The following is a 13,870-nucleotide window of genomic DNA, read 5'->3' on the forward strand; positions in this document are numbered from 1 at the left end:
CGGGACGCCGGGCGGCACCTGGACGCGGTCGGACTGCAGTTGTTCCTGGAGGCCGACGCCCCGCGTGTGTCGTGCGAGCGGCACGGGGTGGTGGTCGCGGCGGTGCCCTGGGCCCGACACGACGCCGGGCACACGTACGACTTCGACCAGCAGGTCGCCTGGCTGGCCACCGAGTGCTCCAAGTCGGCCACCGCACAGTTGATGCGGGTCGCCTGGCGCACCGTCGGCGCGATCCTGGCCCGCTACCAGCGTGATGCGGAGGCCGGGATCGACCGCCTCGCCGGGCTGCGACGGATCGGCGTCGACGAGATCTCCTACCGCAGGGGCCAGAAGTACATGACCGTGGTCGTCGACCACGACACCCGGCACGTGGTGTGGATGGCAGACGGCCATGGCAAGGACGTCCTGCGCTCGTTCTTTGATGCCCTGGGTGCCGAGCGCGCCCACCGGCTCACGCACATCAGCGCCGACGGCGCGGAGTGGATCGCGGACGTGGTCGCCGAGCGGGCCCCGAACGCCGTGCGCGCCATGGACCCCTTCCACGTGGTCGCCTGGGCCACAGAGGCGCTGGACGAGGAACGCCGCGCGAGCTGGAACCGGGCCCGCCGCCAGGCCGCGGACCCGGACCTGGCCCGCAGGCTGAAGCACTCCCGCCACGCGCTGTGGAAGAACCCGAGGACCTCACCGACCGGCAGACGGCCAAGCTCGCCTGGATCGCCGCCAACGACCCGCGCCTGCACCGGGCCCATCTGCTCAAGGAGGGCCTGCGCACGATCTACCGGATCGCCCGGGCCGAGGGCGTCCACGCTGCCGTCGCCGCGCTGGACCGCCGGCTGTCCTGGGCCGGACGCTGCCGCATCCCCGCCTTCGTCGACCTCGCCCGCAAGGTCCGACGCCACCGCGACGCCATCCTGCACGCGATCGTCGAGGCGTTGAGTAACGGGCTGATCGAGTCCACCAACACCAAGACACGCCTGATCATCCGACGAGGGTTCGGCTTTCGCAGTGCCGAGGCCGTCATCGCCCTCGTCATGCTCTGTCTCGGCGGCACCCGGCCTGCCCTGCCCCGCCGCCAACTCGTCTGATCACACCCACAGATCCAGCAGAAGAGCCGCATTTGGGCAGGGGGTGAGTCGCGCGTCACACGCCACACAAAGGGGGGAGTAATGGCATGTCCACGACACCATGTCGGGATCCAGTCAGGCCGATTGGCGACATCCGGAAAGCCTTCCGATGCCCTCGGCGAGCGGCGAAGCTATTGATCGCCGCCAGGGAAACAGCCGGAAGCGGTAGCCGAACGGAGCGTCAACCGCGGGACGCCCGGCCCGGCCCAGCACACCTCTCCCACCAGCAGAAGCAAGGACTCCGTCATGATCCGCACCCGTATCGCCCAGGCCACCGCGGTCGCCGCCGTCTTCCTCACCGCGCTCCTGATCGCCCCCGCCGCCTCGGCCGCCACCGCCGGGACCACGCCCGGCTCGACCGCCGTCACCTCCGACAGCCTCGGCTGGGGCGGCTGAGCACGCGATGGACATCGTCTACGCCAGCCTGAAACGCCGACACCCCGGCACGGGGGCGGAGGCGAGCGAAGCGGCCGAGGCCGTGGACGCCCTGTGGGCGCACGCCAAACCCGCCGACGGACTCCAGCACGCCAGCGCACAGCCCGCCTTGGACCGGATCGACCTCCTTCTCTACCTCCTCAGCCGCGACCCATCCGACCTGCCCGACGCCGTCGGCCGCGCCCACAGCCTGGTCTCCCGCAGCCACCGGACCTCGCCCCTGCTCCGCCGGTGCTACCTGCCCCCGGAGCCGCCGGGGGCCACCGGCCACACCGCCCGGTGACCACTGCGCCGCCAGCCGCCTGACACATCCCGCGCCCCCGCACCGCCGTGCCGTACGACCCGCGATGGCGCCCACCGAACTTCGCACCACCCCTCCGGCCGGGGCGACCACTGCCCGCCGGATACCCGACCGACCGTTCCGCCGCCCGCCGGCCCTGAACTTCCCGCTGCCCGCTCCCGGCCGGACACGCCCCGCCAGGCATGCCAGCAGTGCGCCAACAAAAACCTGCCCCGCTCACGACTTGGAGCTTTGCCATGTCCCGCGCCCGTACCCGCCTCGCCTCCTCCGCAGCCGCCGTCACCCTGGCCGCCTCCGGTCTCAGCATCCTGGCCGTCCCCGGTGCCCACGCTTCGACGCTCACCGATTCGATCGTCCAGACGGCCACGAGCCAGCTCGGCAACAACGCCTGCGGAAACGGCGGATACTACGCTTCCGGCACCGGCCAGCACTCCAGTTGCTCCGGCGGCCACCAGGCACACGCCTGGTGCGCGGACTTCGCCGGCTGGGTGTGGGCGCAGAACGGCGTCCAGAACCTCGGCATCCTGAACGACCTCGCCAACAGCTTCCAGACCTACGCGAACAAGTACCAGGGCGGGCTGTCCGGCACCCCGCACGTGGGCGACGCCGTCTTCTTCCACCCGAACGGCTTCAGCGGCACGGACTACGACCACGTGGCGCTCGTCACCGCGGTCAACTCGAACGGCACCATCGACTACATCGGCGGCAACCAGGGGAGCCCGAGCAGCGTCAGCCGCAACGCCGGGATGCCGTCCCAGCCCGGCTCGGTGGTGTGGACGACCAGTTCCGGATACCGCGTCAATGTCCAGGGCTACGCCAGCCCGGTCGGCGGCACCACCACGCCCCCGCCTGTCACCGACCCGGTCGCCCCCCAGGTGACGGACGTCGCGCCGGCCGCCGTCTACAACCCGGACAACGGCACCTCCGAGATCTTCGCGATCGGCACCGACGGCGTGCTGTCCCACGCCTACAGCACCAACGGCGGCCAGTGGAGCGACTGGTACCCGATCGACTCCTCGTTCCACTTCACCGGCAAGCCCACCGCGGTCTACAACCCGACCAACAAGACCACCGAGGTCTTCGCGATCGGCACCGACGGCGTGCTGTCCCACGCCTACAGCGTCAACGGCGGCCAGTGGAGCTCCTGGAGCACCATGGACCCCGGCTACCACTTCACCGGCTCGCCGTCCGCCGTCTACAACCCGTCGGTCAACGCGGTGGAGCTGTTCGCTGTCGGCACCGACGGCAAGCTCAACCACAAGTACTACGCGGGCGGCGCCTGGTCGGCGTGGAACACCATGGGCAACTGGACCTTCGTCGGTTCCCCCACCGCCGTCTACGAGCCCGACCTCAACACCGCCGAGGTGTTCGCGATCGGCACCGACGGCGTGCTGTCCCACGCCTACAGCACCAACGGCGCCGCGTGGAGCGACTTCTTCACGCTGGACCCGAGCTACCGCTTCACCGGAGCCCCGGCCGTCGTCTACAACCCGAACAACAAGACGGCCGAGGTATTCGCGGTCGGTGCCGCCGACGGCGTCATGTCGCACGCCTACAGCACCAACGGCGGCCAGTGGAGTGGCTGGGCCACCCTCGATGCGGGCTACAAGTTCGCCGGCGTGCCCTCGGCGGTCTACAACTCCACCACCAAGGCCGTGGAGCTGTTCGGCACCGGCACCGACGGCGTCGTCAACCACAAGTACTACCTCGGCAGCTCCTGGTCGTCCTGGGCGTCGCTCGGCAGCTGGAAGTTCGCCGGCACTCCGGTGGCCCTCAACGAGCCGAACACCAACGCCGCCGAGGTCTTCGGCATCGGCCAGGACGGCGTGATCTCGCACGCCTACACCAGCAACGGCAGCCCCTTCAGCAGCTGGTACTCCCTGGGCACCTGGAAGTTCAACACCCACTAATCGCAGGTCAACCCGCCCGCGGCCGCCGGGTCCCTCGGACCCGGCGGCCGCGCCCGTCTTCGCCTGACCGCAGCCACCGGCTGCTCCCACGACTTCCCGAAGGACCTCCAGATGACCCGCACCCCTTCCCACGCCCGCACTCGCATGAGCACCACCGTCGGCGCCCTCGGCCTGGCCGTGGCGGCGGCCTCCCTCGGCGCCGGCCAGGCGGACGCCGCCTCGGTGGCGACCTGGGACAAGGTCGCCCAGTGCGAGAGCACCGGGAACTGGTCGATCAACACCAACAACGGCTACTACGGCGGCCTGCAGATCAGCCTGAGCAACTGGAAGTACTACGGGGGCACCGCGTACGCGGCCCGCCCGGACCTCGCGACCAAGCAGCAGCAGATCCTGATAGCGGAGAAGATCCTCGCCGACCAGGGTGCCGGAGCGTGGACCTGCAGCCCGGGCACCGGCCTGGCCACCGACCGCACCAACCCGTACCCGGACCCGACCCCCACCCCGACGCCGACCCCGATGACGGCCCCCTCCTCGGCGGCGGCCCCCGTCCTCTACAACCCGGATACGGCGACAGCCGAGGTGTTCGCGGTCGGTGCGGACGGTGTGCTGTCCCACAGCTACAGCACCAACGGCGGTGCCTGGACCGACTGGTCCACGCTCGACCCGTCCTTCCGGTTCTCGGGTGCCCCGGCGGTGGTGTACAACCCGGTGAACAAGGTCACCGAGGTGTTCGCGACCGGCAAGGACGGCGTCATCTCGCACAACTACCTGTTCAACGGCGGCCAGTGGAGCGGCTGGTCGACCCTCGACCCGTCGTACAAGTTCTCCGGCAGCCCGACCGCCGTCTACAACGCTTCGACAAACGCGATCGAACTGTTCGGCACCGGCACCGACGGTGTGCTGAACCACACCTACAACCTCAACGCCGGCTCCTGGCAGGGCTGGACCTCACTCGGCACCTGGAAGTTCGCACGCACCCCCACCGCCGTCTACAACCCGGACACCAAGACGGCCGAGGTGTTCGACATCGGTGCGGACGGTGCGCTGTCCCACAGCTACAGCACCAACGGCGGCGCCTGGACTGACTGGTCCACGCTCGACCCGTCCTTCCGGTTCTCGGGTGCCCCGGCGGTGGTGTACAACCCGGTGAACAAGGTCACCGAGGTGTTCGCGACCGGCAAGGACGGCGTCATCTCGCACAACTACCTGTTCAACGGCGGCCAGTGGAGCGGCTGGTCGACCCTCGACCCGTCGTACAAGTTCTCCGGCAGCCCGACCGCCGTCTACAACGCTTCGACAAACGCGATCGAACTGTTCGGCACCGGCACCGACGGTGTGCTGAACCACACCTACAACCTCAACGCCGACTCCTGGCAGGGCTGGACCTCACTCGGCACGTACAAGTTCGCCGGCAACCCCACCGCCGTCTACGAGTCCGCCACGCACGCGGCCGAGGTCTTCGGCATCGGTGCCGACGGCCTGATCTCCCACGCGTACAGCGCCAACGGCGGCACCTGGAGCAACTGGACCACCCTCGGCACCTGGAAGTTCCAGACCACCTGATCCTGAGCGGCGAGGAACCCGCACTGCCCCGGGGCCCGATCAGCCCCGGGGCAGAGGACTGCGTGGGTACGGCCGGTGCGGCCTTCGGTGCGCGGAGGCGAGAAAGGACGGTCTGCCCGGGCCCGCTCGGGCGCCTCCAAAAGCCATTCTCTTCCAAACCCTCGCCCGCGCGTCCCCTCCCGGCGTCGTCCGCCCTCGCCGTGCGGGCCTACGGCTGGGCCGGGTCGGTGGTGAAGCGTTCGGGGTGGGCGGCGCTGGCGTAGGCGACGGTGGTGGCGACGGAGATCCCGAACAGGTGCATGAGGTGGACCGGGTCGCCGGTGTGGCGGGCCTCGTCGAGGATACGGTCGGCATCCATGCTGCGTGAGTGCCCGTAGAACCCGTCGGGACTCCGCTGTCCCCGCGGAGGCATCGACGGGCGGAGGCTGCTGCTGACTTGCTTCCCCTGATTTTCGTCGTCGTCCGGCGGCGCCGCAAGCGCCGACGGACGGTCATCGGGCGCACGAGGCGCCGAGTCGGTCGGCTTGGTTCGCGCCTATTGACTCGGCCCGCTCCAAGCTTTGACAGCAAAGCTTGGAAGCCGCCTTTGGCGACACCGGATGGCGCAGTCACCGGCGGAGGTCCAGCCTGGACTGGAAACGCGCTAATCACTCTCATCAAAAACGACAAGCAGAGAAGATGGTTCGGCCCGAGTGGGCGTTAAGTCCGATCTTCCCCGGTTTGTGATCACTCGATCGTGGGTACTGGCCGCTATGCGACAACTCCGTGGGCATGTCCATGCTGAGATGCCAGGCATGGAGAGAGAGCCGTACCCCAGTGACTTATCGGATGCACAGTGGCCGCTGATCGAGCCGATGATCACGGCCTGGAAACAGGACCGGGTGGCGCGGTCGGCGACCGGGGATCCGGGGTCCTGCGACCTGCGAGAGGTCGTGAACGCGATCTTCTACCAGAACCGGACGGGCTGTCAGTGGCGCTACCTACCCCATGATCTCCCGGCCTGGTCGGCGGTGTTCTACTACTTCAGCCTGTGGCGCCAGGACGGGCTGGACCAGCGGATCCAGGAACTCCTGCGCTGCCAGGTGCGGGAGAGGGCCCGCCGATTAGAGGACCCGTCCCTGGTGATCATCGACACCCAGTCCGTTCGGGCGGCCGCCGGTGTTCCGAAGACCACGACGGGACTGGACGCCAACAAGAAGGTGTCGGGCCGCAAGCGGGGACTGGCTGTCGATGTGATGGGCCTGATCATCGGCGTCGTCGTCCTGACCGCCTCCGCCCATGACAACGCCGCCGGCACCGCCCTGCTCGACCAGGCCGCCGAACGGTGCGGCAGTCGGCTGGAGAAAGCCCTGGTGGACCAGGGTTTCAAGGACGAGGTCATCATCCACGGTGCCCTGCTGGACATCGACGTCGAAGTCGTCCGCCGCAACCCGGCCGACCAGGGCAAAGGATTCGTCCCGCAACCGAAGCGGTGGGTGGTCGAGCAGACGAACGGCACGCTGATGCTCCACCGGCGCCTCGCCCGTGAGTACGACTACCGGCCCGATACCTCCGCCTCGCGCGTCTACCGGGCCTCCACCGCGAACATGACCCGCCGCCTCACCACACCCGCCCCGGCCTGGCGCGACACCCTCGGACTGGCCGCGTGAACGTCACCGAACTCCTGGCCGGCCTCCAGGCCCGGCAGGACGAGGCCACCACCCGGGCCGCAGAACTGCGCGACCAGATCGAGCACCTCACCGCCGCCCTGGCCGAGACCGAGGCCCGTCTCGCGGACCTGACCACCACCCGAAAGATCATCACGGAGGTCGCGCCGACAGGAACCGAACCGGAACCGCCCGAGAGGAACACCACTTACCAGGCCATCGTGAACGCCTTCAACCAGTACCCCGGCCGGGCGTTCCAAGCTCGCGAGCTGCACGAACTCCTCGACATGCCCACCGATGAGGCGTCCGTCAACATCACCCGCAGCCGCCTCGGACGCCTCACCCGCCAAGGCTTCCTCACCCAACCCGGACGAGGCCGCTACCAGAAACGGACTTAACGCCCACTGAGACTGGACCGCAGCGACCTGACCGGCGAACTGCTCCGGTGGGCACGACGCGAGATCCTCATCAAGACCGGACCCGGAACCTTCAAGATCCCGGCCGGGCCACCCAGGCCCTCCAAACTCGCCGTTCGCCGCGAGGACGTGCTCGCTGTCATGGCGACGGCGCCCGACCGCCACTGGCACACCCGCGAGATCGCCGCCGCGCTGAACACTGTCAAGGAGAACACCCTCACCATCCACCTGAGCGCCTGGGCACGCAAGAACCTGCTGGTCAAGACCGCACCGGCAACCTACGCTCTCCCCGAAGACGCACCAGCAGACGCCCGAACCAGCCAGCCCAATGCCGCGAACTCGCCGATCTACGCGTTGATTTGACAGAACTGCTCAAACCATAACTTTTCGGCATTGCCTCGGCGTTCGTCAGCACGAGGAGGGCTGTTCATCGCTGGCCCTGCCGGCTCGGGAGCATCGTGAGGGCCCGCGAGCGCTGAGCCACCAGTTCGTCGTAGGTGCCATCGCGCTCGGCCCACCGGTGCATCAGGACGCCATTGACGAGGATCTCGCGCGGAGTGGGCTCGCTCCCCAGCAGGTCCATCACCTCGGTGGCAAAGTCGTCGAGCGGCAGCGCGTGCGGATTCACCTTTTCCTGTCCTGCCGTGGCGACGGCCGGGGGGACGAGCTCGACGACGTCGACGCCGGTGCCGTCGAGCTGCGCGCGCAGTGCCTCGGAGTAGGCGTGCACCGCGGCCTTCGAGGCGGCGTAGCTGGGCATGGGCGGGAACGGCAGGAAGGCGATGCCGGAGGTGACGGTGATGAAGGTGCCGGCACCCCTCTGGACCAGGTGCGGAGTGAAGGCATCGATGACCCGGATGGTGCCGAGCAGGTTGGTGTCGATCGTCGTTGCTGCCGCCTGGAAGTGCGCCGGGTCGCGCAGGTCCTCCAGGAGCATGACGCCCGACATCGTCACCACGGTGTCCAGCTCCGGGTATCGGGCAAGCGCGGCGTCACGGAAGGCTTCGACGGAGGCGCTGTCGGTGACGTCGACGCCGATCGTGCCGAATCCCTCCTCGGCGAGTTCCGAGAGCGCCTCCGGGCTGCGGCCGCCAATGGCCACGGTGCTGCCCGCCGCAGCGAACCGCCAGGCCAACTCCCGCCCGATTCCGGATGTTGCGCCGACGATGAGAACAGTGCGGTTGGAGAGGTCCATGGGATCTTCCCTTCAGTCCGGGGCGCCGCCGGGCGTGCAGGCCGGCGGCGCAGACAGTGAGGCTCTGTCTCTTTCAAAACAGTGCTGTCGCAGTCTTGACGGCATCCGACGGGTGTAGAACGGCCCCCGTCTTCCCTGGTCCTGCCAGGGCCCCCTCTGAGATACGCGCACCGCACTACGGTGTCGGTATGAAGGACGAGAAATCCGGCAACCGGCTCGGCAGCTACCTACGTGCCCGGCGTGAGCTGGTCTCTCCGGCGCAGGCGGGACTCCCGCCCGGCGGGAACCGGCGTGTGCCGGGCCTGCGCCGCGAGGAGGTGGCCCTGCTCGCCGGCATCAGTCCCGACTACTACTTGCGCCTGGAACGGGGCCGCGACAAGAACCCCTCGCCGCAGGTCCTCGAAGCCATCGCGCGCGTGCTGCAGCTCGACGAGGTCGAGCGGACGTATCTGCTGGGCCTCTCGTCGGCACGCCCGAGAGCGCCGCGCCGTCGGCGGCCCGAGCACGTACCGGCGCGGGTGCACGAGTTGCTCGGGCACCTTCAGCTTCCCGCGTTCGTCGAAGGGCGAGCGTTCGACGTCCTGGCCTCCAACCCCATGGCGATCGCCCTCTCCCCCCGTCTGCGGCCCGGCGAGAACCGGCTGCGTTCCCTCCTCCTGGACTCCGAGGAACAGGCCTTCCAGCAGGACTGGGCAAGGGCCACCGCCGACTTCGTGGCTGCCCTGCGCACCACCATCGGGGACGACACCGACAATCCCCGGTTCGTCGAGCTCGTCGGCGAACTCGCCCTGTCCAGTCAGCGGTTCCGCACCCTCTGGGCCCGCCACGACGTCCGCACTCTGGATGGAGGCACGACCACGGTGAACCACCCCGTCGTCGGCGAACTCCGTCTCCACCGCGACAAACTCGCCATCGACGACGTCATCCTCGTCATCTACTACCCCGACAAAGGCAGCGACAGCGACGAGAAACTGCGCCTCCTCGCCGCACTCGCACACACCGAGCCCGCCTACACAGCGCGCGGCATGGCCGACGCCGCACTACGCAACTGGCCACCCGTCTGAGGCGCGCCCGGAGTTTTGTGTTTTTCGACCACCAGGGAAGGGGCTTGACGCCCTCGGGGTATCAGCCTGCCGCGTCAGTGCCATCACCGAGCCGGTGATGGCACATCACCCGCCACTCAGCACCTTCATATTCCTGCGATCCGCACGCTCCCTCGGGCATCGACTGTGAGATGGGTGGCCAGTTTCGCAGCGCCGCGTCGGCCACCTGCTGGAGTTCGGAGCGGTCCGACAATCATGGTGGGTCGTCTAGGTTTCTCACCGAGGCTCGGCGTGGGGTGGTGCGGGGATCCGGCGATGAACGTCCTCGAACAGATCCCGCATCGCCATGTGGAAGATCTCGGCCTGGTGTTCGCCGACAAAGGCGGTGTGTCCGAAGACTTCCAGGACGACCATGCCGTGCATGTGCCCCCATGCGCTGACGAGGAGAGCGGCCGCAGGAGGCGGCAGGGTGTCCGGGCCGTGCGGAATCAAGTGTTCCAGGTCCGCCTGGAGGGCTGACGAGAGGACCCGGGTGCCGGCCGCGGCCAGTTGTGACGTGGTGAACCCGCCGAACAACTCGCGCTGGAAGACCTCGCCCACCCGGCGCATCGCCTGAACGGTCGGACCCTCGGCCGGTGCCTCGTAGTGCCGCAACGGCGCCCCGTACAGCAGCTGGAATCGCTCGGGGTGGGTAACGGCCCATCGGCGGTAACCCTCGGCGGCGGCCAGGAACCGCAGAGCAGCCGGTTCGTCCGCCATCGTGTCGACAGCCGCTGTCACGGCGTCAGCCAGGTCCTCGTACGCCTTGGCGACGAGAACCGTGACGAGGGCGTCCCGGTTCGGAAAATAGTGGTAGAGCCCCTGCACGGTCATACCGAGGCCACGGGCGACCGCTCTCAGGGACAGGGCGTGCAACCCGTGCTCGGCGAGGTGGCTCTCGGCAGCGGCCACGATCTCCTGGGTGGCGACGGCCCGGCGTCGCTGGCGCAGGGATGGCAGGACCGTCGCGGACGCGTCTGCGGACATACGGCGATCCTATGGTGCCGACCCGACGGGGTCTCAGAGGTCTACGACTATCTGAATACCTAACAGTGTCAGGTAAATCTCCTCCTGCTCAAAGGCCGATCGCCTGACTAGCGTCGTGCCCTGGTGATGAAGAGCGCGGCGCCGCGCCCCCTCTGGCGGGGCGAAGGAGATCTGCGCCGCACTGCGCCGGCCCATGCCCGGCCCACCCCGTCTTGCCCCCAGAAGAAGCTTCAAAGGAGATCATCCGTGTTCGAACGTGTGGCCGGATTGGCGATTCGCCGATCCCGGCTGGTCCTGGTCGTCGCCGCCCTGGCCGTGGCCCTTATGGGGGTCGTGGGAGCGGGCGCCTTCGACAAGCTGAAGGGGGGTGGCTTCGATGACCCGGCCTCTCCCTCCACCCGGGCATCGAAGGTCATCGACGAGAAGTTCGGCGGCGAGACCAACCTCGTCCTGCTGGTCGGCTCCCCCGCCGGCCGCATCGACACCCCCGCCCACCGAGAGACCGGCCAAGCCCTGGTGGCCGAGCTCAAGAGGGACAAGCGCCTCAGCAACGTCGTCTCGTACTGGGAAACCAACAGCCCAGACCTGCTCTCCAAGGACGGCCGCGAGGCCATGGTGCTCACCCACGTGAGAGGCGACGCCACCCAGCAGCGGAAATACGCCAAGGAGATCCTCGACACCTACAGCGGCACCTACAGGAACACCCTCACCGTCCAGGCCGGAGGGGGCGCCGCCGTGGGCGCAGACCTGTCGAACCAGGTGGTCGAGGATCTGATCCTCGCCGAAGGGATCGCCATACCGCTGACTCTCGTACTGCTCCTGTTCGTCTTCGGCAGTGTGGTCGCGGCCCTGCTGCCGCTGATCATCGCGCTGATCGCCATCATGGGATCGTTCGCCCAGCTCTTCCTGCTCGGCAGCGTCACCGATGTCGCCGACACCGCGACCAACCTCACCACCGCCCTGGGCCTGGGACTGGGCATCGACTACGCCCTGCTGATGGTCAGCCGCTTCCGGGAGCAGCTCGCGGCCGGGGTGAGCGTGGACGACGCCGTCCGGCGCACCGTGCACACAGCGGGCCGCACCGTCGCCTTCTCCGCCGCTACCGTCGCGGCCGCCCTCGCGGCACTCCTGGTGTTCCCGCAGTACTTCCTGCGCTCGTTCGGCTTCGCCGGAGTCGGCGTCGTCGCGATCGCGGCCCTGAGCACCCTGTTCGTGATGCCGGCCCTGCTGAAGGTTCTGGGGCACCGGGTCAACAGCGGTCGGCTGCCGTGGGCGAAGACGCGGAACTCCGCCGCCCGCGCACCCCTGTGGGGACGGGTGGCACGCACCGTCATGCGGCGGCCCGCGCTCACCGCACTGCCCGTCCTCGCGGTGCTGTTCTTTGCGGCCGGCCCGCTGCTGAACATCACCTTCGGCACGCCGGACGAACGCGTGCTGCCCAAGGACGCCGAAAGCCGCCAGGTCTCGCAGGCACTGCGCCAGAAGTTCGGCGGCAGCGAGGACTCGGCCCTCCACATCGCCATCAACCAGCCCGTGGACAAGACCCCGCTGGCGTCGTACGCAGCCCGACTGGCCGCGCTCAAGGGCGTCGAGCGCGTCGAGACCAGCACGGGAACCTACACCGCGGGCCAATCCACGGCGACCGGGCCGGGCGACCCGACGCTGGGCCGACCCGACGCACAGCGGATCAGCGTGATGAGCGGCCTGACACCGAAGTCGGACGCGGCCCAGAGCCTCGTCGAGCAGGTGCGCTCGGCCACCCCTCCCCCAGGGACACACCCCCTGCTCGGCGGAACGGACGCCGAACTCGTCGACTCCAAGGAATCCATCGGCGACCGGCTCCCCCTGGCCGTGGCCCTGATCGTCGTCACCACCTTCCTGCTGCTCTTCCTGTTCACCGGCAGCATCGTGCAGCCGCTGCGCGCACTGGTCCTGAACGTGATCAGCCTGGGAGCCACCCTCGGCGTGATGACCTGGATCTTCCAGGACGGCACCCTCTCCTCACTGCTCGGCTTCACCGCACAGCCGATGGAGATGACGATGACCGTGCTGATGTTCTGCATCGCCTTCGGCCTCTCGATGGACTACGAGGTCTTCGTCACCAGCAGGATCAAGGAACTCCACGATCAGGGAGCGGACAACGAGACCGCCGTGGGCAACGGACTCGGCCACACCGGAAGCATCGTCAGCGCGGCGGCCTGCCTGCTCGCGGTGAGCTTCTTCGCCTTCGGCACCTCCAAGCTCAGCTTCATGCAGATGTTCGGCCTCGGCAGCGGACTGGCCATCCTCATCGACGCCATCGCCGTACGCGGCGTCCTGGTCCCCGCCGCGATGCGGGTGCTCGGCCGCTCGGCCTGGTACGCGCCCCGCCTCCTGCGCAGACTCCACAACCGCTACGGCCTGAGCGAGGGCGGACCCGAGCCGACCTCCCCATCCGGACCCGCGGCGGTGGCCCCGGCACCCACGGCGAACTGGACCAGGGGCTGACCAGCAAGCGCCGCCCGGCGCGACTCCGGTTTCCGTCTGTCCGCGCGCCACCGCGAGTCGGCACACGGCGGCGAGCTGCCTGCCCGGATGGCCTGATCATGCAGGACCACTGGTCACACGGGGGCACGCTTCGACACCGCCGGGGGCCCGGTACGGGCCCCCGGCGCTCAGGAATCCAAAGACGAGACGGTGCCGTACCAAGTTTTGAGGAGAAGGCCATGATCTTCCATATCAACCGCTTGACGCCCAAGCCCGACCTGAGTGAGGAGCAGCTCAAGGCCTGCCTCGACCTGCTGCGCCAGGTCGGCGAGACCTGTCCCGCCGTGAAGTCGTACGTGGTCGGCCCACACCCCACTGGGGGCTTCGCATACGGAGCCGTGTTCGTGATCGAAGACCTCGACGGCTACCACGAGTACCTGAACCATCCCGCGCACGTCCGCCTCGAACTGGAAGGCATCGGCTACCTCGCGCGGTTTGAGGCCTTCGACATCACGGACTCCGCCGACCCCGAGATCAAAGCAAAGATCGAGCAGGTACAGGCTCGCCACTTCGCCGAACACCCCGAGATCGCCGCACTCGTGGCACAGGCCGCCTCTTTCACCAGGCCCGGCGGCGAAGACACAACAACCCCGTCCTCCTGAGCGGCGAAATCCTGCCGGGCGCCCCACGGCCACACCCCTGACGAGGCGCCAGGCGTAGAGCGCACATTCAGAGCGCGCCCAGC

Annotated in this window: 13 protein-coding genes and 1 pseudogene; 11 read left to right on the plus strand and 3 right to left on the minus strand. The window is 68.7% G+C overall.

All coding sequences use genetic code 11. The features are described 5' to 3' along the window. The 5 genes and pseudogenes from C2142_RS04520 to C2142_RS41425 form a co-directional block, all read left to right on the plus strand. Positions 1–1,085 (plus strand): annotated as a pseudogene (locus tag C2142_RS04520) (ISL3 family transposase); the annotation flags it as partial. A 285-nt stretch (positions 1,086–1,370) separates the two neighbouring features. Then, positions 1,371–1,520: a hypothetical protein gene (locus C2142_RS04530; RefSeq protein WP_153882755.1), complete on the plus strand. Its 150-nt coding sequence runs from the start codon at positions 1,371–1,373 to the stop codon at positions 1,518–1,520. Positions 1,521–1,527: 7 nt separating this feature from the next. Then, positions 1,528–1,842 carry a hypothetical protein gene (locus C2142_RS04535; RefSeq protein ID WP_148641188.1) on the plus strand — a complete coding sequence of 105 codons (315 nt, stop codon included), beginning with the start codon at positions 1,528–1,530 and terminating at the stop codon, positions 1,840–1,842. A 254-nt stretch (positions 1,843–2,096) separates the two neighbouring features. Then, complete coding sequence (locus C2142_RS04540) at positions 2,097–3,770, plus strand: CHAP domain-containing protein (protein ID WP_162002405.1); 1,674 nt, start codon at positions 2,097–2,099, stop codon at positions 3,768–3,770. A 111-nt stretch (positions 3,771–3,881) separates the two neighbouring features. Next, the gene (locus C2142_RS41425; protein WP_277347224.1) at positions 3,882–5,333 is read left to right on the plus strand and encodes a transglycosylase family protein; all 1,452 of its coding nucleotides are present in this window, start codon (positions 3,882–3,884) and stop codon (positions 5,331–5,333) included. Between the two features lie 208 nt (positions 5,334–5,541). Here C2142_RS41425 and C2142_RS04550 read toward each other — a convergent pair whose 3' ends face one another. Next, on the minus strand, positions 5,542–5,691 hold the full coding sequence (locus C2142_RS04550; RefSeq protein ID WP_174315580.1) for a hypothetical protein: 150 nt from the start codon (positions 5,689–5,691) through the stop codon (positions 5,542–5,544). Positions 5,692–6,127: 436 nt separating this feature from the next. Here C2142_RS04550 and C2142_RS04555 point away from each other — a divergent pair, with 436 nt between their 5' ends. The 3 genes from C2142_RS04555 (at position 6,128) to C2142_RS04565 (ending at position 7,758) form a co-directional block, all read left to right on the plus strand. Continuing rightward, on the plus strand, positions 6,128–6,982 hold the full coding sequence (locus tag C2142_RS04555) for an IS5 family transposase (protein ID WP_148641190.1): 855 nt from the start codon (positions 6,128–6,130) through the stop codon (positions 6,980–6,982). Beyond that, positions 6,979–7,377, plus strand: coding sequence for a hypothetical protein (locus C2142_RS04560; RefSeq protein ID WP_174315581.1), 399 nt, complete (start codon positions 6,979–6,981; stop codon positions 7,375–7,377). The genes C2142_RS04555 and C2142_RS04560 overlap by 4 nt, the downstream gene beginning before the upstream one ends. A 159-nt stretch (positions 7,378–7,536) precedes the next feature. Beyond that, positions 7,537–7,758 carry a hypothetical protein gene (locus C2142_RS04565; RefSeq protein ID WP_148641191.1) on the plus strand — a complete coding sequence of 74 codons (222 nt, stop codon included), beginning with the start codon at positions 7,537–7,539 and terminating at the stop codon, positions 7,756–7,758. Between the two features lie 64 nt (positions 7,759–7,822). Here the strand turns inward: C2142_RS04565 and C2142_RS04570 are convergent, their stop codons facing one another. Further along, entirely contained in the window at positions 7,823–8,590 is a 768-nt protein-coding gene (locus C2142_RS04570; protein WP_148641192.1) for an SDR family NAD(P)-dependent oxidoreductase, read from the minus strand. Between the two features lie 188 nt (positions 8,591–8,778). Between C2142_RS04570 and C2142_RS04575 the strand changes: the two genes are divergently transcribed. Further along, positions 8,779–9,654: a helix-turn-helix transcriptional regulator gene (locus tag C2142_RS04575; RefSeq protein WP_148641193.1), complete on the plus strand. Its 876-nt coding sequence runs from the start codon at positions 8,779–8,781 to the stop codon at positions 9,652–9,654. Positions 9,655–9,909: 255 nt separating this feature from the next. Here the strand turns inward: C2142_RS04575 and C2142_RS04580 are convergent, their stop codons facing one another. Beyond that, positions 9,910–10,659, minus strand: a complete 750-nt coding sequence (locus C2142_RS04580) for a TetR/AcrR family transcriptional regulator (RefSeq protein ID WP_148641194.1) — start codon at positions 10,657–10,659, stop codon at positions 9,910–9,912. A gap of 246 nt (positions 10,660–10,905) precedes the next feature. Between C2142_RS04580 and C2142_RS04585 the strand changes: the two genes are divergently transcribed. Together C2142_RS04585 and C2142_RS04590 are read left to right on the plus strand one after the other, a co-directional pair. Continuing rightward, positions 10,906–13,146, plus strand: a complete 2,241-nt coding sequence (locus C2142_RS04585; RefSeq protein ID WP_148641195.1) for an MMPL family transporter — start codon at positions 10,906–10,908, stop codon at positions 13,144–13,146. Positions 13,147–13,364: 218 nt separating this feature from the next. Continuing rightward, entirely contained in the window at positions 13,365–13,787 is a 423-nt protein-coding gene (locus tag C2142_RS04590; RefSeq protein WP_162002406.1) for a Dabb family protein, read from the plus strand. Positions 13,788–13,870: the final 83 nt, after the last annotated feature.

The sequence above is a fragment of the Streptomyces sp. CB01881 genome (genome assembly GCF_002953255.1).
Taxonomy (GTDB): domain Bacteria; phylum Actinomycetota; class Actinomycetes; order Streptomycetales; family Streptomycetaceae; genus Kitasatospora.

Bases quoted from the DNA above. Each gene is read 5' to 3' on its own strand.
- C2142_RS04530 (WP_153882755.1), top strand. From the start codon at position 1,371: ATGATCCGCACCCGTATCGCCCAGGCCACCGCGGTCGCCGCCGTCTTC.
- C2142_RS04555 (WP_148641190.1), top strand. From the start codon at position 6,128: ATGGAGAGAGAGCCGTACCCCAGTGACTTATCGGATGCACAGTGGCCG.
- C2142_RS04540 (WP_162002405.1), top strand. From the start codon at position 2,097: ATGTCCCGCGCCCGTACCCGCCTCGCCTCCTCCGCAGCCGCCGTCACC.
- C2142_RS04580 (WP_148641194.1), bottom strand. From the start codon at position 10,659: ATGTCCGCAGACGCGTCCGCGACGGTCCTGCCATCCCTGCGCCAGCGA.
- C2142_RS04550 (WP_174315580.1), bottom strand. From the start codon at position 5,691: ATGGATGCCGACCGTATCCTCGACGAGGCCCGCCACACCGGCGACCCG.
- C2142_RS04535 (WP_148641188.1), top strand. From the start codon at position 1,528: ATGGACATCGTCTACGCCAGCCTGAAACGCCGACACCCCGGCACGGGG.
- C2142_RS04590 (WP_162002406.1), top strand. From the start codon at position 13,365: ATGATCTTCCATATCAACCGCTTGACGCCCAAGCCCGACCTGAGTGAG.
- C2142_RS04565 (WP_148641191.1), top strand. From the start codon at position 7,537: ATGGCGACGGCGCCCGACCGCCACTGGCACACCCGCGAGATCGCCGCC.
- C2142_RS41425 (WP_277347224.1), top strand. From the start codon at position 3,882: ATGACCCGCACCCCTTCCCACGCCCGCACTCGCATGAGCACCACCGTC.
- C2142_RS04575 (WP_148641193.1), top strand. From the start codon at position 8,779: ATGAAGGACGAGAAATCCGGCAACCGGCTCGGCAGCTACCTACGTGCC.
- C2142_RS04570 (WP_148641192.1), bottom strand. From the start codon at position 8,590: ATGGACCTCTCCAACCGCACTGTTCTCATCGTCGGCGCAACATCCGGA.